We start from the raw sequence: 18,628 nt of genomic DNA, 5'->3' as shown, positions 1-18,628 counted from the left end.
ACACTGGGACGATGACCCGGATCGCACCCCCGACGGACACCGTGCCCGTCGTCGCGCCGTCCGTACCCGCCGCGGCCGCGCCCGTGGCGGCCCCGCCAGCTCCGGCGTCGCCGCCGGGTCGCGCCCTCGCGCTGGACGGCCTCCGAACCGTCGCGATCGTCATGGTGGTCCTGTACCACCTGCACGTCCCGCAGTTCGAGGGCGGGTGGATCGGCGTCACGGTCTTCTTCGTGCTCTCCGGCTACCTCATCACCACGCTGCTCCTCCGCGAACGGCAGCGGACCGGCACGATCCGCCTCGGGTCGTTCTGGTGGAAGCGCCTGCTCCGGCTCTACCCGGCACTCGTCGCCCTCGTCGTGGCCGGACTGCTGCTCTGGAACTGGGTCGGCGACTACAAGGGCGCGTCGCTCTCGGCGGGGTCGGCGGCGTTCATCGCCCTGACCTACACCGGGAACCTGTTCCGCTCGTTCTGGGACACCACGCAGGGGGTCTTCGCGCACACGTGGAGCCTGTCGATGGAGGAGCAGTTCTACCTGGTCTGGCCACCGGTGCTGCTGCTCCTGCTGTCGCTCGGACGTCGTCGGCGGACACTCGTCCTCGGCCTGTCCACCGTCGTCGTGGCGGCGTCGGCAGCGTCGTGGCTCAGCTACCGCACCCCCTCGGGCGGCTCGACCCCGGACGTGTACTTCTCCCCCGTGCTCGGCGTCGTGCCGCTCGCCACCGGGTGCGTGCTCGCGCTGCTGCTCGACGACGAGCGGTGCCGTTCGTTCGCCTCCGGCCTCGCCGGACACCTGGGCACCTGGGCGGGCGCCGCGGCGGTGGTCGGCGTGCAGTTCTGGATTGGTGACGACTGGACCGACCACGCCTGGACCTTCGGCCTGCTCATGCCGGCCACCGGACTGGCGGCGGCGGTCCTCATCGGCGGGCTGGTCTCGGTGCGGACCCCGGTGTCCGTGGCCCTGTCCTGGTCCCCGGTCGCCTGGTTCGGACGCCGGGTGTCGTACTCCGCCTACCTCTGGCACCCGCTCGTGATCGCCCTGCTCGGCACGTTCGCGATCGGCTGGTTCGGGAACGTCTGGCTCTTCGCCGCCGCCGTCATCGTGTCCATCGGGGCGGCGTACGCGACCGAGGTCCCGGTCGAGAAGCTCCGCGCGCGTGTTCGGGAGGCCCGTCGCCTGGTCGCCGAGGACCACGCCGCCCGCAGCGCCGCCGCGAGCTGACGCGGACCCGACAGCGGGGCCGGTCGGTCAGCGGCTTCGGTCGGTCAGCGGCGTCGGTCGGTCAGCGGCGTCGGTCGGTCAGCGGCGTCGGTCGGTCAGCGGCGTCGGCTGGCCTGACGTCGCGCGTGGTTGTGGTCGATCGCCCGTCGCACGAGCGCCTGCAGTGCCGGGACGTCGACGTCGTCCCCCTCGGAGTACTTGATCGCGCGACGCTGGTTGCCACCGAGTTCGTCGTTGAACAGGCCGTCCGGGTCCTCGAGGGCCGCGCCGTACATGAAGCCGAGCTTCACGGCCGTCCTGAAGACGTTGCCGACGACGAGGATGCCGTCGAGTTCCCACACCGGAGCGCCCCGCCACTTCCAGGTCTCCTCGATCGCCGGGTCGACGGCCAGGACCGCCGCACGTGCGTCGGCGAGGACCGCTCCGCGCCAGTCCGCGTGCGCCGCGATCATCGCATCGATGTGCTGTGCCGGCGTCGGCTCCACTGCCGGTGTCTCGTCGGTTGCTGCCATGCGCACACGCTAGTGGTCGGCACCCCTCCGACGCCCGCCCGGTCGTGCAGAACGCGACTCAGCGGCGGGTGGTGCCGTCCTCGTCGAGCTCGATCTCCTCGTGCGAGACGTCCTCGGAGACCTGCTGCTGCTCGGTGACGGTCTCGGTGCCGAGGCGGACGCGCTCGACCGGGACGGTCTCCTTGTCGACCACGACGCGCTCCTCGCTGAGGGTCACCTCGTGCTCCTCGTCGGACAGGGCCGGGCCGTCGGTCGCCGCGCCGACGTTGCCGTCGGTGATCGGCTCGGTCTCGAGGCGGACCTCTTCGTGCTGCACCGGCACGGTGACGGACTGCTGTTCCGTGACGACGTGCTTGCGGAGGCGGGCACGGCCGGTCTGGACCTTCTGGGTGCCGACGTCCAGGCGCTCCTCGGACCGCGTCATCGCGTCGTCCGTGTTCGCCCCGGACGTGTCGTGGCCGGCGCTGCGGTCGACGTCGGTGACGTCACCGGTCGTGCCGGAGCCGGAGGCCGTGCCTGTGGTGAGGTCCGGGTCGGTGCCGGTCGTGCCGGTCGTCGACTCGGTGCCGAAGCCGGCCGAGGTGTCGGTGCCGGTGGTGGTGCTGCTGCTGCTGCTGCCCAGGCCGTAGTGGTCGAAGATGCGGTCCTGCTCGTCGTCGCTGAGGTCGCCGTCGGCGTCGATGCGCGGTGCGTCCTTGATGCGGTCCTTGTCGTACGCGACGCGGAGTTCGTCACCGGTCAGGTCGGCGCCCTCGAGGGGGACGAACGACTCCGAGGTGCCGAAGAGGCCGGTGGAGACGCTGGCGAACAGCGGGTGGCCGTCGGTGTTGTCGACGTAGACCTGCTTGACGGTGCCGACCTTCTGGCCGTCCGGGTCGATGACCTTGGCGTCGAAGACGCTGTTGATGTTGTTCGTGTCGATCATGGTCGTTCCCTTCGTCGTGCGGTGGTGGTGTGTCAGGTGGGTTCGTGGGGGCAGAGCGCCCGGGGCAGTGCCTCGGCTCAGCGGCCGAGACCGACGCGGTCGACCTTGCGGTGGTACCGCATGCCCGTGAGGCCGCCGAGGACCGCGCCGACCAGGCTGATGACGGCGACGACGATCACGGTGATGATCCCGGTCACGGTGAGCGTGCCCTCGTCGACCGGGATCCGCGGGAAGCTGTTGAGGTTCCCGAGGACGTTGAACTGGCTGCCCGCGACGGCGGTGACGATCGCCACGACGATCGCGATGACGACCGCCCAGATCCAGACGGCGACGCCCTGCTTGGCACCGGAGAACCGGGCCATGCGGCCGGCGACGTAGCCGCCGGCGTAGTAGGCGACGAACAGGATCACGGCGAGTGCGATGGCGCCGACGATGCCGACGACGTCGCCGTTCTGCGTCACGTCCTTCGCAGCGTCGTCGACGTCGCCGCCGTTCTGGCCGAGGCCGACGCCCGCGCCGACGGCGGTGAGGAGGGCCGTCAGGATGACCGCGGTGCCGGTGGCGGTGAGCCAGCCGAAGAACGCCGAGCCCCACTTGAAGCCGGCGAACTCCTCCTTCTCGCGTTCGAGGACGGTCTCACGCTGGGTCGCACCGCGCTCGGCGCGTCCGGCAGCACCCGCAGCGACGCCGTCGTTCCGTGCGTGGTCGCGTCCGTCGTTCCGGTCGTCACCGGGAGCGGCGACCGCGTGAGCGGCGTCGCCGTCGTGGTGCGTCTCGTCACGACCCGTGCCGTCGTGCGCGCCGGTGCCGCGGACGGGCCGGGTGTCGTCGTCGGGTGTGCTCATGGGTGCCTCCTGGCGGTGGTGCTCGTGCTGGTGGTCGATCCGCACGGAACGGAACTCGGGTGCGCCCGTGAGGGCTGGCAGATCCGGCACCTGGTGCGGTTCGCGGACAGTCGGGAACCGGTCGGTCAGGAGCCCGCGGACTCCTTGACCGTCACGTGCCGGACGCTCCGGGTGGCGGCCGCTGCCACGGTGGCGAGGACGATGAGCGCGGCGCACCCGAGCAGGGTCGGCACCGCTCCCACGGTGTGCGCGAGCGGTCCGACGAGCGCTTCGCCGACGGGCACCGCGACGACCGAACCGACCGCGTCGTACGAGTACACGCGGGCGAGGACGTCGCGCGGCACGTTCGTCTGCAGGGACTGGTCCCAGGCGATGGAGAACACCTCGATCGCGACGCCGGCGGCGGCGAAGGCGACGACCAGCGCGACGACCGACGGGGTCAGCGCGAGGGCGAGCACGGGCACGGCGGCGACGACCATCAGTGCGACCCCGATGCCGAGTGCGTGCCGGGGCCGCCACCGGAGCGCGATGCCCGCGCCGATCGCGAGCCCCACGGAGAGCGCGGCGACGACGAGCCCCCACGCGGCCCGACCGAAGGACGCGTCCGCCACGACGGGCCCGAGGACGGCCGTCGCGCCGACGAACGCCGCGTTGAGCACCGCGAACTGCACCACGACGATCCACACCCACCGGCGGCTGGCGAACTCGCGCCACCCCTCCTGCAGGTCGGACACGACGGACCGCGACGTCCCGCTGTCCGCGTCGGCCGCTGCCGCGCCGGTCCGAGGCAGTCGCATCCGTGCGAACAGCAGGCCGGCGACGGCGAAGCCGGCCGCGTCGACCGCGAGTCCCCATCCCGGCCCGACGAGGGCGACCAGGCCGGCACCCGCCGAGGCGCCGAGGATGCTCCCGCCGTTGAGGCCGAGCCGGAGCATCGCGTTCGCGGGGCGGAGCATCGGCGCGGGCACGGTGTCCGGCACGAGTGCCGCCGCGGCGGGGAGGCTGACCGCCGCGACGGCTCCGTTCAGGACGCTGAGGACGACGAGGGTCGGGATGCTCGCCGACCCCGTGAGGACGAGCGCAGCCACCACGCCCTGCGTGACGGCGGCAGCGCCGGACGTCCCGACGAGTACGACGTCGCGGGGCAGGCGGTCCGCGACCACGCCGCCGATCAGCAGGACCGCGACGTTCGCCACCGACCGTGCGGCCACGACCATCCCGAGGTCGGCCGCCGACCCGGTCAGGTCGAGCACGGCGAACGCGAGCGCGATGGGCGCGACCGCGTTGCCGAGGATGCTCGTCGTGCGGGCCGCCAGGAGCCGCCGGAAGGGTGCGTGCCGGAGCGGACCGAGACGGTCGACCGTGGTGCTCACCGTCGTGCTCACCGACGTCGCACCGGGAACAGCGCCGCCGTCATCGACACCGGCTGTGTCCCGGGTGTCCGCGGCGGACGTGCGGCGGCGTGCAGGAGGGCGGCGGTCTGCCCGACGTGGTGCACCACGCGGCGCCACGTCTCCGGGTCCACCCAGAGTTCGGCGTCGGCGGAAATGCCGGGGCCGTCGACCTGGTCGAGGGCTCGCCGCCGGAGCTCGTCCGCGACCAACCCGAGGTAGGCGACGCGCTCCTCCGCCGTGTCCGGGTCGAGCGGGTGCACGTCGTGGACGTCGAACGGCACCGACGACGCCTCGTGCCGGTAGCGCTTGGCGTCACCGCCCCGGAGCCGGACGACCTCGACGACCCGGACGAGTCCGGCACGCTCGAGCACGCGCAGGTGGTAGCTCGCGGTCGCCTGCGAGAGCCCGAGCTCCCGGCCGGCTTCGGCCGCGCTCATCGCGACGCCGGTCAGGAGCGAGAGCAGTCGCAGGCGGACGGGGTGGGCGGTGGCGCGGAGCTCGTCGATGGCGGACACGGCGTCATGGTGACACTCGCGAGACGGCACCGTCAAAGGGCTCTTTGGGGGTCGTGGTGGCGTTCCCGGCAACCGGTGGTCCGGCCGTGCGTAGGCTCGGCCCGTGACCACGGACACCACGGACGTCCTCGTCGTCGGCGGCGGACCGGTCGGCCTCTTCCTCGGCGCGCTCCTGGCGGCCAGGGGAACCGCCGTGCAGGTCTGGGAGCGCCGGACCACCGACCCGGTCGGCTCGCGGGCGATCGGGATCCACCCGCCGTCGCTCGACGCGTTCGCCGAGATCGGGTTGGCCGACACGGTGCTCGCGGAGGCGGTCCTCGTGCGGACCGGGGTGGCCCGGAGTCGCGGTCGGGTCCTCGGCACGCTGTCGTTCGACGGCGCGTCCGACACGCACCCGTACGTGGCGACGCTCGACCAGCACCGGACCGAGGTGCTCCTCCGCGACCGGCTCGATGCCGGTGCACCCGGAGCACTCCGGACCGGCACCGCACTCGTCGGGCTCACCCGGCACCGCGACCACGTGGACGCGACCGGCACCGACCGCGACGGCCGGCCGGTCGAGATCCGCGCGTCCTTCGTCGTCGGCGCGGACGGCGCCCGGAGCCTGGTCCGCGACCTGCTCGGCATCGGGACGACCGGCCGGGACTACCCGGACCGCTACGTGATGGGCGACTTCGCCGACCCCGAGGACGCGGACGCCCGTTCGGCCGCCCTCGTCGACGTCGGCGCGGCGGGCGTGGTCGAGTCCTTCCCGCTCCCCGACGGCCGCCGACGGTACGTCGTGCTCCTCCCCCGGGACGACGCCCTGGCGGACCCGGCCGTCCCCGCGGCCGCAGCCGACGCGCCGGAGGCGGACCGGGCCTCCCGGCTGGCGGCGATCGTGCGGAACCGCACGGGTGTCGCGCCGGACCCCGCCACCTGCTCGATGCTCAGCGCCTTCCGCGTGCGTCGCCGCACCGCGGACCGCGTCGGACTCGGCCGGGTGGTCCTGGTCGGCGACGCGGCCCACGAGATCAGCCCGATCGGTGGACAGGGCATGAACCTCGGGTGGCTGGACGCGGCCGACCTGGCACCGGTCCTCGCCGACGCGGTGCGCACCGGTGCGGCCGGACCATGGCCGGTCTACGCGCGCCGGCGGCAGGCCGCCGCACGACGGGCCGGACGGCAGGCGGAGGCGAACATGGCCCTCGGCCGCGCGGTCCCCGACGTGGTCGGCGTCGGCCGGGAGGCGCTGCTCCGGTCCGTCCTGGCGCTCCCGACCGCGCGTGCCCTGGCCCGGCTGTACGCGATGGCCTGGGCGTAGTCGACCTCCCGTCCGTCCGACTGGCCTGCGAGACGGGCCCGTCCGAGCGGAACGCCGCCGAGTGGTCGGGACGCCGCGGGAGGTGGCGGCGTCTCGGAGCCATCGAGGCGTCCCGAGCAGACGCCGCCGTCAGGCGGTGACCACGTGCGGGTAGGCGGCCGCGCGGCCCTGGAAGGCGAGGATCGCCTCGTTGCGGACCTGCCCGTGCTCGATCTCGATCGCCCGACGGATCGTGTCCGACTCCGCCCACGCCGACGGCCCCGACATCACCGTCCAGAGGAACGGCATCAGTGCCTCGCTGATCTCCCACGTCGACGAGTTCCAGAGCAGTGACGGGCTGTGGTCGACGGCGTAGTAGTTCGTCGACCCGCCGACGGTGACCATGGGCTCGGCGAACGACGTCGGCCGTGCCCAGCTGAAGCCCATCCCCTCGTCGATCGAGACGTCGACGACCAGGCTCCCCGGGCGGAAGGCCTCGAGGTCCTCGGTGCGGAGGTAGGTCAGGGGCGCGTTCGGGTCCTGGAGCGTGCAGTTCACGACGATGTCGTTCCGCGCCAGGTACGGCGCGAGCGGGACCGAGCCCTCCCGGGTCCGGACCGTGCTGCCCGTCGGTGCGTCCTCGTCGTGCTCGATCTGCAGGATGTCGACGGACGGGATCGGCGACCCGACAGCGGCGATGTCGCGGTTCGTGAGGACGCGGACGTCGTGGATGCCGTGGGCGTTGAGGGCGGTGACGGCCCCACGGGCGGTGGCACCGAAACCGATGACGACGGCGGTGAGCCGACGCCCGTAGTCCCCGGTGGAGCCGCAGAGCTGCAGAGCTGCAGCGCGTGGATCACCGAGCAGTACCCGGCGAGCTCGTTGTTCTTGTGGAAGACGTGCAGGCCGAAGCCGCCGTCGGCCCGCCAGTGGTTCATCGCCTCCCAGGCGATCAGGGTCAGGCGCTTCTCGATCGCGAGCTGCGTCAGCGTCTGGTCCTGCACGCAGTGCGGCCACCCCCAGAGCACCTGGCCGTCCCGCAGGTCGGCGAGGTCCGGTGCCTGGGGCTTCGGCAGGAGCACGACGTCTGTGGTGGCGATGATCTCCGCACGCGTGGCCATCGCTCCGACGAGGGGTTCGAGCTGCTCGTCCGGGACGCCGAAGCGATCGCCGTACCCGCGCTCGAGGACCATCCTGGCGCGGAGGTCGGGGTCGATGCGTTCGACGTGTGCGGGGTGGATCGGCAGGCGACGTTCGTCGGCCTTCCGGGAGACAGCCAGCACCCCGAGCCGGAGCAGGTGGGGTGTCGGCGTGGTTTCGGTCATGGTGCACTGTACGGCCCGCACGGTCGAGGGCCCCGCGTACCCGGACGCGGGGGGGGCCGTTCACTCCGCCGCGGTGAGAGCAGCCAGCGCGCGCTCCAGGTGGCGCCGACCCGCGTCGTCCAACGGTGCGAAGAGCTCGTCGAGCACGTGGACCGCGATCGCGTGGCCGTCGTCGAGCGCTGCGCGGCCGGCGTCCGTCAGGGTGTGCACGAGACGGCGCCCGAGTCCCGCCGACCGTTCGATGAGGCCGCGTTCGACGAGCCGTGTCGCGAGCGTGCCGAACGCCTGGTCGCTCTGGAACGTGGCGACGGCGAGGTCGTGGCCGGAGGCTCCGGGCATCCGGTCGACCGCACGGAGCGCGTCCCACTGCACGAGGCTGACCCCGACGTCGCGGAGCGCAGCGTCCATCGTCCGGTGGTTCCGGTACTGCGCCCGTTTGAGCATCTGTCCGAGCAGTTCGAGGTCCGTCGCCATGGTGCTACGGTATCAACATCATTACATCAACATGTTGAGACAGGTGGACCATGACCAGCACCCTCCCCACTGACCTCCCCGTCGACCAGGACGGCGACCCCGCCGCGCGGATCGCCCTGGTCCTCCACGGCGGCGGTGGCCCGCAGACCGTCGCACCGATCGTCGGGCACCTCGCGGCGACCATGCACGCCGTCGCGCCGACCCACCCCGGCTGGGACGGCACCGCCCGGCCGGAGGCCATCGCCTCGGTCGCCGACCTCGCGCACGCGTACCTCGACCACCTCGTCGACCGCGACGAGCACGACGTCGTCCTGATCGGTTCGTCGATCGGCGGGTGGGTCGCCCTCGAGATGGCCGTCCAGGCGGCCGCCGATGACCGGTACCGCGGACGGATCGGTGCCGTCGTGGTGATCGACGGCGTCGGCGTCGTGGTGGACGGTGAGCCGATCGCCGACTTCTTCGCCCTCGACGCCCGCGGACTGGCCGAGGTGGCATGGCACGACCCCGAGCGCGGGTACCGGGACCCGGCCGGCTCCACCGACGAGCAGCGCGCGGTCCAGCAGGCGAACGGCCGCACCATGGCTGCCGTCGCCGGCACGAGCATGAGCGACCCGACGCTCCTCGGCCGTCTGGGGGCGGTGGACGTCCCGACCCTCGTCGTGTGGGGTGCCACTGACCGCGTCGTCACGCCCGCGTACGGCAGGGCCGTCGCCGCAGCCGTTCCCGGTGCGCAGTTCGTCGAGGTCCCGGCGGCCGGGCACCTCCCGCACCTGGAGGCCCCGGACGCGACGTGGGCGGTCATCGACCCGTTCCTGCGCCGGTCCTGATCGGGCGCTCCGCACGCCCTGGCGTCGGTCTCGCCCTGGGGCTGGTGTGCGGGCGGCGGCGGCCGCGGCCGCGGCCGCGGCTCAGGCCACCAGGGCCCCTCCCGCGAAGCCGAGCTCGACGACGAGCACGAGCGACGACGCGATCACCAGGCGGAACAACGTGCGGGTCGGCGGCCCGGTCAGCACGAGTCGCAGCCCGACCGCTGCCAGGACGACCACGACGACCGCACCCAGCACAGCCAGCACAGCGCCGACCCCGCGGACCGGGTCGTCGCCGCCGAGCTGGCCGACGAGCACCAGGACGGCCGCGACGACGAGCGAACCGAACGCGACGACCCCGGACGCGTGCAGGCCGAGCCGGTGCGGGAAGCCGCGCACCCCGGTCGCCTCGTCGTCGACGAGGTCGGGCAGGACGTTGGTGCAGTGGATCGCGACGCCGAAGACCGCACCGGTCGCGATCGCCCACGCGGCGGGCCACCTGACGTCGGGCCCCGCCGCGATCGCGACGACCGGGAGCAGCCCGAACGCGACGACGAACGGCGCGACCGACCAGACCGTGCGCTTCAGGCCGGCGTCGTACGCCCACCCGGCCGCGACGAGGACCACGTGTGCGACCGCGGCGACCGGCCCGAGGAACAGCGACAGCACGACGGCGATGCCCGCGGTGACGACGGCGGCGGCGCGGACCGTCCCCACGGCGATGAGCCCCCGGGCCACCGGCTTGTCGCTCCGCCCCACGGCTCGGTCACGGTCGGCGTCGATCCAGTCGTTGGCGAGCCCGATCGAGAGCTGGCCGGCGACCACGGCGAGCGCCACGAGCACGACGGTCCCCACCGGGTGCCCCACCGCGGCGGCGAGGACGGTGGCGAGGACCGTCACCGTCACGGTCGGGCCGGGGTGCGAGGACGCGACGAGCAGGCGGACGGTCGAGGGCCTGCGCGGAGGGGTCACCGTGCCAGCGTACGGAGCGGGCGTGCGCTCGGTCGCCACGAGCCATGCCACCGGGCAGTGCGAGGCCGGCGGTCACCCTCGTGGGGTCCGCACACGGAGAACCTGGACGAGCACACGACCACCTCCGGCCTAGGGTCCGATGGGCGTCGACCACGGGGCGCACGCAGGAGGGATCACCATGACCACGACGAGCATCCCGGCCGGGCGGCGGGGGTTCCTGCGCCGGATGACCTTCGCCTGCGCGTGGGGCGAGGGCCTGGACGGGTTCGACCTCGGCGTGATCAGCGTCGCCCTGCCCGCGGTCACCGTGGCGCTCGGCCTGGACCCGGTGCTCGCAGGACTGATCGGTGCGAGTTCACTGATCGGCATCTTCATCGGAGCGCCGCTCGCCGGCTGGCTCACCGACCGGTTCGGCCGCAAGCGCGTCTTCACGATCGACGTGCTGGCGTTCATCGTCCTCGGTCTCGCGCAGGCGTTCGTCGCCGACGGCTGGCAGCTGTTCGTCGTCCGGGTACTGCTCGGAGTGGCGATCGGCGCGGAGTACGCGATCGGTGCCGCGATGCTCGCCGAGTTCGCCCCCGCGAAGGACCGCGGCCGACGGCTGTCCGGGTTGCTCGTGTGTTGGTACGGCGGCTACCTGATCGCCGTCGTCACCGCCTACGTGATGATCGACGCGTTCGGCCTGAGCTGGCGGTGGGTGCTCGTGACGAGCGCGCTGCCGGCCGTCGTCACCGCCGTCGCCCGGATCGGGTTCCCGGAGTCGCCGCGGTGGCTGCTCGCCCGTGGCCGGGTGGACGAGGCACGGACGATCGTCGCCGAGCACCTCGGCGGCGACGCGTACTTCCGCGACGAGCAGTACGCGGCGGAGCAGCAGAAAGCCGGCGGGTACCGCGTGCTGTTCTCGAAGGAGAACCGGCAGCGTCTGGCGTTCATCTCCCTGTTCTGGGCGTGCAACGTCGCGCCCTACTTCGCGATCTTCACGTTCGCCCCGACGGTGCTGAAGTCCCTGCAGCTGCACGACGAGGCCGCGGGCACGATCACGGTGAACGCGATGGCGGCGGTCGGAGCACTCGTCGGCATGCTCACGATCGAGCGGCTCGGTCGTCGCCGGCAGCTGATCCCGCCGTTCTGGATCATGGCCGTGGCGCTCGCCGTCGTCGGACTGTGGGGATCCGCGCCCGGCGTCGTCGTCGTGCTGTGTTTCGCGGTGTTCTCGTTCATGAACGCCGTGCAGGGCAACCTGACCGCGGTCTACCCGATCGAGGTGCTGCCGACCGAGGTCCGCTCCACCGGCGTCGGGTTCGCCGCCGCGTGCAGCCGCATCGGCGCGGCCGCGGGGACGTTCCTGCTCCCGGTCGGCATCTCGACGATCGGCATCGGTGCGTGCATGCTCATCGCCGCGGCCGTCTGCGTCGCCGGCGGGATCCTGTCGCAGGTCATGGCACCCGAGACGACGGGCAAGGGGTTGCACGACACCAGCACGCAGCCGCTCCGGCAGCAGACGCCGTCCGCCGCAGGGCGCTGACGCGCGGGCTCGTCACCGACCGGCCGCCGCCGCCCCTTGCTCACCGGCCGGCGCCGGAACCGACCGACGCCGCGACCCGATCAGTCCCGACGCCAGGGCGATGCCGAGGAGCACGACGAGACCGCCCACCGGCTCGTTCCACCGCAGCGGCTCCCCGAGCACGAGGACGCCGAGTGCGACCCCGACGACCGGCGTCAGGTAGGTCACGGTGGAGGCGCGCCCGGCACCCCAGGCCCCGACCAGCCGGGTGTTCCACGCGTACGCCAGCCCCGTGCCCACCGCGCCGAGCGCCACCATCGCGGCTCCGATCCTCCAGTCCAGCCGCACCGGACCGGTCGCGATGACGGGTGCGACCAGGAGCATGAGCACCGCGGCGAGCGTCAGCTGCACCGTCGCGACGGTGGTCGGATCGATCCCGCCGCCGACGCCGAAGCGGCGGAGCCACGCGAGGCCGATGCCGTAGGACGCGGTCATGCCGAGCAGCGCGAGCTGTCCCGGCACGCTCGCGAGGACCTCCGGGTCGCCGAGCACGTCCCAGGGACCGACGAGCACGAGGACCCCGACGATGCCGAGCACGATCCCACCGACCTGCCGCCGGTTCAACCGCTCGGTCGGCACCAGGACGGCCAGCGCGAGCAGCGTCATGATGGGCGTCGTCGCGTTGTAGATGCTGGCGAGCCCGGACGGCACGGTCTGCTCGGCCCACGCCATGAGGGACGACGGCACGGCGTTGAGGAACACCGCGACGACGAACAGGTGCCCCCACAGCCGCCGTTCACGCGGCCACCGACGGCGCGTGACGAGCAGCACGACGACGAGCGTCAGTGCGCCGAGCACCGTGCGGACCGTGGCGACCTGCTGGGGCGCCAAGCCCTCGAGCCCGATCTTCGCGAAGAAGAAGCTCGAGCCCCACGTGAGGGCGACGAGGACGTAGAGGAGGGCGTTCACGAGGCCTAGTCTCGGGAGTGTCCGGTCATGCGGCAAACGCATGACGCTCATGCCGTCATGAAGGAAGCGCATGACCGTATCGCTCCCCCAGCTCCGCGCGTTCGTCGCGACCGTCGACGCGGGCTCCTTCACCGCGGCCGCGCTCGCGCTCGGTGTCGGGCAGTCGGCCGTCTCGCACGCGGTCGCCGGACTCGAACGCGAGGTGGGCGGCCCGGTCGTGCTCCGCGGCGCCGCCACCGCGCCGACGCCGCTCGGCGACCGCCTGCTCGCCCACGCCCGGAGCGTGCTCGCCTCGGTCGACGCCCTGGAGGCCGTGGTGCGGCCCGCCCCGGCACGCGGCACCGTGCGCCTCGCCGCCGTCCCGACGGTGTGCCAGGGGCTGCTCCCCCGGCTCCGCGCGGTCTGGGCGGTCACGCTGCCGGACGTCGACGTGCAGGTGTACGAGGGCGACGACGACGAGATGCCGGAGTGGCTCGAAGCGGGCACGGTCGACGCCGCGGTGCTCGTCGACCCGACCGCGGTACCGGACGGCGGGGTCGTCGTCGCACAGGACGAGATGGCCGCCGTCGTCCGCCGGGACCACCCGCTGGCCGAGCTCCCGGCGCTGACCCTCGACGACCTGCACGAGGACGGCCTGGTCGCGGGCGGCGGTGGCTGCGAGCACCAGATCCAGCTCATGCACGAGCGGGCCGGACAGCCGTTCCGCTACGCCCATCGCGTGCGGGAGATGAGCACGATGTTCGGGATGATCCAGCGCGGCGAGGGCGTCTCGATCGTGCCGACGCTCGGCCGCGTGATGCTGCCGCCGGACCTCGTCATGCTGCCGGTGTCACCCGGGTACCAGCGGACGCTGGTGCTGAGCGGGCCGTCCTCGCGGCCGTGGCACCCCCTCGCCCGGGCCCTGGTCGACGCCGTCTGAACCCGGAGTCGTCCCCGGTCGGCAGGATGGGGTGATGGCCTCGACGCACACGAAGACCTTCACGGACCCGGACGAGGCCGCCGCCGAGGCAGCCGGCCTCGAGTGGCTCGCCGAGGCCGAGGAGACCGGTGGCACCCGGATCGCCCGCGTCCTGGGGCGTCCGCACCCGACCCTGCTCGATCTGGAGCTCATCGCCGACGGGACGCCGACCCGTGCGCAGGCGGCGCGCTTCGGTCGCTCGCTCGCCCACACGCACGCCGCCGGTGCCGCGCACTGGGGTGCCCCGTCGCCCGGGTTCCCGGCGAACGGTCCGCTGCGGATGGGCCGCTCGCGCACGCCGTTCGTCCCCGCGTCCGAGGCGCCGACGTCCTGGGGCGCGTTCTTCGCCGAGTACCGGATCCGGGACTTCGTCGAGCGGATCGTCGACGCCGGCGGGTACGACGGTGCCGAGGCCGCCGTGTTCGAGCGGGTCTGCGGCCGCCTGGAGGACGGCTCGCTCGGGTCCCCGCAGCCGGCGCTCGTCGGGGAGGGTCCGGCCCGACTGCACGGCGACCTCTGGGCCGGGAACGTGCTCTGGCCGCGGGAGGCGGACGCACCGACCGGCGCCGTGCTCATCGACGCGACCCCGCACGGCGGTCACGCGGAGACGGACCTGGCGCTGCTGGCGCTGTTCGGCCTCCCGGAGCTCGGGACCGTGTTGGCCGCGTACGACGACGAGTCGCCGCTCGCGCCCGGGTGGCAGGACCGCGTGGCGCTGCACCAGCTCGCCCCGCTCCTGCTCCACGTGTTCCTGTTCGGTGGCTCGTACACCGACGCCGCACTGCGCGCCGCCCGCCGCTACGCCTGACGGCCCGGACCGCATCCACGCCGGACGGGTGGCCGTCCCCCTGCCAGGCTGGGGAGATGACCTCCGTCCCCGAACCCTGGATGCAGCGACTCCGCGACGGCGCCTTCCCGCCCGTCTGGAAGACCGTCGTCGCCGTCGCGGTCCTCGGCGTGCTCGGGCTCGCGAGCGTCGCGCTCGAGCTCTCCCACGGAGGTGGGGGCGGGTCCGGCGACGGCCGCAGCACTCGGGGCTGGCTGCTGCCCTGGTTCCTCCTCTTCGCCGCGGTCGCTCTCGCGATCGGCACCGCCCGGTACCGCCGTCGCGACCGTGCCGCGCTGGAGCGTGCTCGGGCGTGGCGCCTGCAGCCGCGCCTGTTCCTGCCGACCCACGTGGACCTCCGGGGCGACCTCGCCGCGTTCGGCATCGCTCCCCGGCGTCGCGCACGGCCGACGCTCTGGACCGTCGACGAGGTCGGGCTGCACGCGTGGACACCCGACCAGGCCGAGCCCGTCGTCGAGATCCCGTGGGTTGACCTCCGCGACGTCGAACCCGACGAGCGCAGGACCATCACCGGGCAGAGCGGTTGGTCGCTCGCCCTCGTCACGGGGGCAGGACGCCTCGGGGTGATCGCGCGCCCCGCGCTGGGATCGCCGCTCGGCGCCAGCGCTCGGAAGCAGGACGACCTCATGCGGGCCGTCCGGTCCCTGCGGCAGGAGCTCCAGCACGCACCGGACCCCCGCGGCTCGTCCCTCCCCTGACCCTCCCCGGAGAACGCGACTTCGGCGTTGACTTTGCGTTTACAGCGCTGTAAAACTGGGCTGGCGCGATGGAGCGCGAAAGGGAGTGACCATGGGCATGGGCAGCACAACGGCACGGACGGCACTCAGCCGGCGCGGGTTCCTCGCCGGCGCGGTCGGCGGGCTCGGGCTCGGCACACTGGCGCTCGCCGGGTGCTCGGCCCCCTCGGCCGGCAGCACCGCGGCGGGCGGCAGCACCCTGCGCTTCTATGAGCAGAAGCAGGAGGTCATCGCCTACTTCGACGACCTGCTCCGCCGCTTCGAGCGGGAGAACCGCGGCATGCGGGTCGTGCACGACAGCACCGTCGCCATCGCCCCGCAGTTCGTCCGCGGTGAGCCGGCCGACGTCGGCTGCTTCAACGACAACCTCGAACTCGCGCGCTACATCGAGCGCGGGGTGCTCCGTGACCTGAGCGACCTGCCCTCCGCCGGTCGGGTCCGGAAGAGCATCGACGGCCTGACGAACCAGTACGCGAAGTACGAGGACCGCACGAGCGTGCTGCCGTTCTCGCTCGCGGCCGCCGGCGTCATCTACAACAAGCGCATCTTCGACGAGCAGGGCCTGCCGGTCCCGACCACCTGGGACGAGTTCGTCGACGTCTGCACCGCGCTCCAGCAGGCCGACATCACCCCGGTCTACGCGACCGACCGGGACACCTGGACGCTCTGGCAGGGCCTGTTCGACTACTCGGTCGGGAGCCTGGTCGACACCGGCTCGTTCTTCCGGAAGATGAAGGCCCTCGGGACCGACGTCGGGCCGGACGCCGAGGTGTCGTTCGAGAAGGACTTCGCCCTGCCCATGGAGCGCGCGAAGACGATCTCGTCGTTCTTCAACCCCGACCACGCCACCCGGTCCTACGCGGACGGCAACCTCGCCTTCGGGCAGGGCAAGGCGGCGATGTACCTGCAGGGACCGTGGGCGCTCAGCCAGATCGCCCTCGTCGACGAGGACCTGCCCGTCGGGACCTTCGCACTCCCGGTCTCGAACGACCCGGGTGACCGGAAAGCACGCGTCAACATCGACCTCGGCCTGTGGATCCCGACCACCACCCCGCACCTCGAGCAGGCGCAGGAGCTCGTCGAGTTCCTCATGCAGCCCGACGTGATCAACGCCTACAACCTGGACAACCTCGCGTTCTCGACCACCGAGGACGCCGCCCCGCAGACCGACGAGCGCATCCAGGGACTGCAGCAGTACGTCGACGACGGCGCGTTCTACCAGGGCGCGGGCACGTTCATCCCCACCTCCATCCCGCTCGGCAACTACCTGCAGACCGCCATCCGCAGCGGCGACTTCGACTCGATGCTGCGGCGGCTCGACACCGACTGGCGACGACTCGCCGGCCGCTCGGCGACGGTCTGACCGGCGCGACCAGGAACAGCCGGACCGGACCCCAGGAGCGATCATGACCATGCAGACCCCCCTGACCCCCGAGACCGAGGACCCCCGTCCCGGCCCCGCCACCGCAGCGACCCGCGTCCACCGCCGCGTCGGCTCCCTGCACCGCACCGAGGGCATGTACTACCTGTTCCTCGTGCCCGCCCTCGTGCTGTTCACGGCGTTCGTCGTCGCGCCGGCATGCGTCGGCATCTTCTACAGCTTCACGGACTACCTCGGGTTCGGGCAGTGGCACTTCCTCGGCATCGAGAACTACCGCGCACTCGTGTCCGACCCGGCGATCCTCGGGTCGTACGGGTTCACGCTCGGCTTCGCGGTGGTGACCGTCATCGTCACGCAGACGATCGCGCTGTCGCTCGCCATCGCCCTGTCCAAGCGGGTCCGTTTCGCCGCGGGCCTCCGGTCGGTGTTCGTCATCCCGATGGTCGTGTCCGGCATCATCGTCGCCTACGTCTTCAACTACCTGTTCTCGAACACGTTGCCGGCCCTGGCAACGTCCGTCGGGATCGGACCGCTCGAGCAGAGCATCCTCGGCGACCCGAACCTGGCGTGGCTCGCCATCGTCATCGTCTCGGCGTGGCAGACCATCCCGGGCGCGCTCCTCATCTACACCGCCGGACTCACCTCGATCCCGGCCGACGTGTACGAGGCCAGCTCCCTCGACGGCGCCGGGACGTGGAAGCAGCTCCGGTCGATCACCCTGCCGCTCATCGGTGGCTTCATCGTCATCAACACCGTGCTCGGCGTGAAGGGCTACCTCGGCGCCTACGACGTCATCGTCGGCCTGACGAACGGCGGGCCCGGCTCCGCGACGAGCAGTGTCGCGATGACGATCTTCACCGGCTTCACCAGCGGTGACTACGCCTACCAGATGGCCAACGCGACCGTCTTCTTCATCATCACCGTCCTCATCTCGGTCCTGCAGCTCGCAGTGACGCGCGGAAGGAACCTCCGACTCGCATGAGCGCCATCGACACCCGGTCCCCGGCCACCGCAGCCGCCCGCACCGCCCCCGACCAGCCGCGCCGCCGCCGCCTCGAGCGCGTGAACTGGCCGCTGACGATCATCCTGGCGCTCGCGTCCCTGACCGTCCTCGTCCCGCTGTACGTCACGGTCGCGATGGCGTTCAAGACGAGCGCGCAGGCGGTCGACGGCAACGCGCTGTCCCTGCCGACCCCGTTCAACCCGGCGAGCTTCGCCGAGGCGTGGGCGCTCACCCGCTTCCCGGTCTCGTTCTCGGTGTCGCTCGGCGTCGCCGCACTCACCGTCGTCGCGACGCTCCTGCTCAGCTCGTTCGCCTCGTACGCCATCGTCCGGAACTGGCACCGCCGCTTCTTCCGCTGGTCGTTCGTGTACCTGCTCGCGGCGATGTTCCTGCCGTTCCCGGTCGTCGCGCTCCCCCAGATCAAGCTCACCGCGATGATCTCGCTCGACAACCCCATCGGCGTCGCGATCCTGCACGCCATGTTCCAACTGTCGTTCAGCGTGCTGCTCTACTCGGCGTTCCTGCGCTCCATCCCGGTCGAACTCGAGGAGAGCGCCCGCATCGACGGCGCCTCCACGTGGCAGATCTTCTGGCGCATCATCCTGCCGCTGCTCGGACCGATGAACGCGACCGTCGGCATCTTCGCCTTCCTCGCCTCGTGGAACGACTTCATGATGCCGTCGCTCATCACCGCGGACCCGGGGCTGCAGACGCTGCCCGTCGTGCAGAACATCTTCCAGAGCCAGTTCGGCACGAACTACAACGTCGCGTTCGCCTCGTACCTCATGGCGATGGCGCCGACCGTCATCGTCTACCTGTTCGCGCAGCGCTGGGTGATCAGCGGCGTGACGCAGGGCGCCGTGAAGAGCTGAACCGAGCCTCCAGACCGACACCGGCCGGAACGGCCGAGACAGGACCACCAGCGTGACCACACCCCCTCCCGGCCCCCTGCCCACCAT

18 protein-coding genes and 1 pseudogene are annotated in these 18,628 nt (G+C 72.5%); 10 read left to right on the top strand and 9 right to left on the bottom strand.

Annotation, left to right across the window (positions count from 1 at the left end; genetic code table 11):
- The first annotated feature begins 11 nt into the window (after nt 1-11).
- Nucleotides 12-1,220, top strand: a complete 1,209-nt coding sequence (locus tag DEI95_RS10565; protein WP_111060204.1) for an acyltransferase — start codon at nt 12-14, stop codon at nt 1,218-1,220.
- A gap of 95 nt (nt 1,221-1,315) precedes the next feature.
- On the opposite strand, the gene DEI95_RS10560 is transcribed toward DEI95_RS10565, so the two are convergent.
- The 5 genes from DEI95_RS10560 to DEI95_RS10540 form a co-directional block, all read right to left on the bottom strand.
- The gene (locus DEI95_RS10560) at nt 1,316-1,732 is read right to left on the bottom strand and encodes a DUF1801 domain-containing protein (RefSeq protein WP_110825949.1); all 417 of its coding nucleotides are present in this window, start codon (nt 1,730-1,732) and stop codon (nt 1,316-1,318) included.
- A 58-nt stretch (nt 1,733-1,790) separates the two neighbouring features.
- Entirely contained in the window at nt 1,791-2,657 is an 867-nt protein-coding gene (locus DEI95_RS10555; RefSeq protein ID WP_110825948.1) for a DUF2382 domain-containing protein, read from the bottom strand.
- Nucleotides 2,658-2,734: 77 nt separating this feature from the next.
- Entirely contained in the window at nt 2,735-3,502 is a 768-nt protein-coding gene (locus DEI95_RS10550) for a hypothetical protein (RefSeq protein WP_181436276.1), read from the bottom strand.
- 125 nt (nt 3,503-3,627) lie between these two features.
- A complete protein-coding gene (locus DEI95_RS10545) occupies nt 3,628-4,875 on the bottom strand; it encodes an MFS transporter (RefSeq protein WP_258367565.1) in 1,248 nt (415 codons plus the stop codon).
- An 8-nt stretch (nt 4,876-4,883) separates the two neighbouring features.
- Nucleotides 4,884-5,411, bottom strand: a complete 528-nt coding sequence (locus DEI95_RS10540; protein WP_111060202.1) for a helix-turn-helix domain-containing protein — start codon at nt 5,409-5,411, stop codon at nt 4,884-4,886.
- A gap of 103 nt (nt 5,412-5,514) precedes the next feature.
- Here DEI95_RS10540 and DEI95_RS10535 point away from each other — a divergent pair, with 103 nt between their 5' ends.
- A complete protein-coding gene (locus tag DEI95_RS10535; RefSeq protein WP_111060201.1) occupies nt 5,515-6,714 on the top strand; it encodes an NAD(P)/FAD-dependent oxidoreductase in 1,200 nt (399 codons plus the stop codon).
- Nucleotides 6,715-6,843: 129 nt separating this feature from the next.
- On the opposite strand, the pseudogene DEI95_RS10530 reads toward DEI95_RS10535, so the two are convergent.
- Both DEI95_RS10530 and DEI95_RS10525 read right to left on the bottom strand, forming a co-directional pair.
- Nucleotides 6,844-8,018: pseudogene (locus DEI95_RS10530) on the bottom strand (N(5)-(carboxyethyl)ornithine synthase).
- A gap of 60 nt (nt 8,019-8,078) precedes the next feature.
- Nucleotides 8,079-8,492, bottom strand: a complete 414-nt coding sequence (locus DEI95_RS10525; RefSeq protein ID WP_110825943.1) for a MarR family winged helix-turn-helix transcriptional regulator — start codon at nt 8,490-8,492, stop codon at nt 8,079-8,081.
- A gap of 50 nt (nt 8,493-8,542) precedes the next feature.
- Here DEI95_RS10525 and DEI95_RS10520 point away from each other — a divergent pair, with 50 nt between their 5' ends.
- On the top strand, nt 8,543-9,319 hold the full coding sequence (locus tag DEI95_RS10520; protein ID WP_111060200.1) for an alpha/beta fold hydrolase: 777 nt from the start codon (nt 8,543-8,545) through the stop codon (nt 9,317-9,319).
- Between the two features lie 81 nt (nt 9,320-9,400).
- Here DEI95_RS10520 and DEI95_RS10515 read toward each other — a convergent pair whose 3' ends face one another.
- Nucleotides 9,401-10,270, bottom strand: coding sequence for a UbiA family prenyltransferase (locus tag DEI95_RS10515; RefSeq protein WP_111060256.1), 870 nt, complete (start codon nt 10,268-10,270; stop codon nt 9,401-9,403).
- 178 nt (nt 10,271-10,448) lie between these two features.
- Between DEI95_RS10515 and DEI95_RS10510 the strand changes: the two genes are divergently transcribed.
- Complete coding sequence (locus tag DEI95_RS10510) at nt 10,449-11,795, top strand: MFS transporter (RefSeq protein ID WP_111060255.1); 1,347 nt, start codon at nt 10,449-10,451, stop codon at nt 11,793-11,795.
- Between the two features lie 12 nt (nt 11,796-11,807).
- Here the strand turns inward: DEI95_RS10510 and DEI95_RS10505 are convergent, their stop codons facing one another.
- Nucleotides 11,808-12,743, bottom strand: coding sequence for a DMT family transporter (locus DEI95_RS10505; RefSeq protein ID WP_111060199.1), 936 nt, complete (start codon nt 12,741-12,743; stop codon nt 11,808-11,810).
- A gap of 70 nt (nt 12,744-12,813) precedes the next feature.
- Between DEI95_RS10505 and DEI95_RS10500 the strand changes: the two genes are divergently transcribed.
- From DEI95_RS10500 to DEI95_RS10475, 6 genes are all read left to right on the top strand, one after another.
- Nucleotides 12,814-13,662: a LysR family transcriptional regulator gene (locus DEI95_RS10500; protein WP_111060198.1), complete on the top strand. Its 849-nt coding sequence runs from the start codon at nt 12,814-12,816 to the stop codon at nt 13,660-13,662.
- A gap of 34 nt (nt 13,663-13,696) precedes the next feature.
- Nucleotides 13,697-14,509, top strand: coding sequence for a fructosamine kinase family protein (locus DEI95_RS10495; protein WP_111060197.1), 813 nt, complete (start codon nt 13,697-13,699; stop codon nt 14,507-14,509).
- A 56-nt stretch (nt 14,510-14,565) separates the two neighbouring features.
- Entirely contained in the window at nt 14,566-15,246 is a 681-nt protein-coding gene (locus DEI95_RS10490; protein ID WP_111060196.1) for a hypothetical protein, read from the top strand.
- 97 nt (nt 15,247-15,343) lie between these two features.
- Nucleotides 15,344-16,648 carry an ABC transporter substrate-binding protein gene (locus DEI95_RS10485; protein ID WP_111060254.1) on the top strand — a complete coding sequence of 435 codons (1,305 nt, stop codon included), beginning with the start codon at nt 15,344-15,346 and terminating at the stop codon, nt 16,646-16,648.
- Between the two features lie 43 nt (nt 16,649-16,691).
- Nucleotides 16,692-17,648, top strand: a complete 957-nt coding sequence (locus DEI95_RS10480) for a carbohydrate ABC transporter permease (protein ID WP_111060195.1) — start codon at nt 16,692-16,694, stop codon at nt 17,646-17,648.
- The gene (locus DEI95_RS10475; RefSeq protein ID WP_110825936.1) at nt 17,645-18,541 is read left to right on the top strand and encodes a carbohydrate ABC transporter permease; all 897 of its coding nucleotides are present in this window, start codon (nt 17,645-17,647) and stop codon (nt 18,539-18,541) included. The genes DEI95_RS10480 and DEI95_RS10475 overlap by 4 nt, the downstream gene beginning before the upstream one ends.
- The last annotated feature ends 87 nt before the right edge of the window (nt 18,542-18,628 follow it).

Source organism: Curtobacterium sp. MCBD17_008 (assembly GCF_003234475.1).
Taxonomy (GTDB): Bacteria; Actinomycetota; Actinomycetes; order Actinomycetales; family Microbacteriaceae; genus Curtobacterium.
This window is presented reverse-complemented; position numbering and strand designations above follow the sequence as displayed.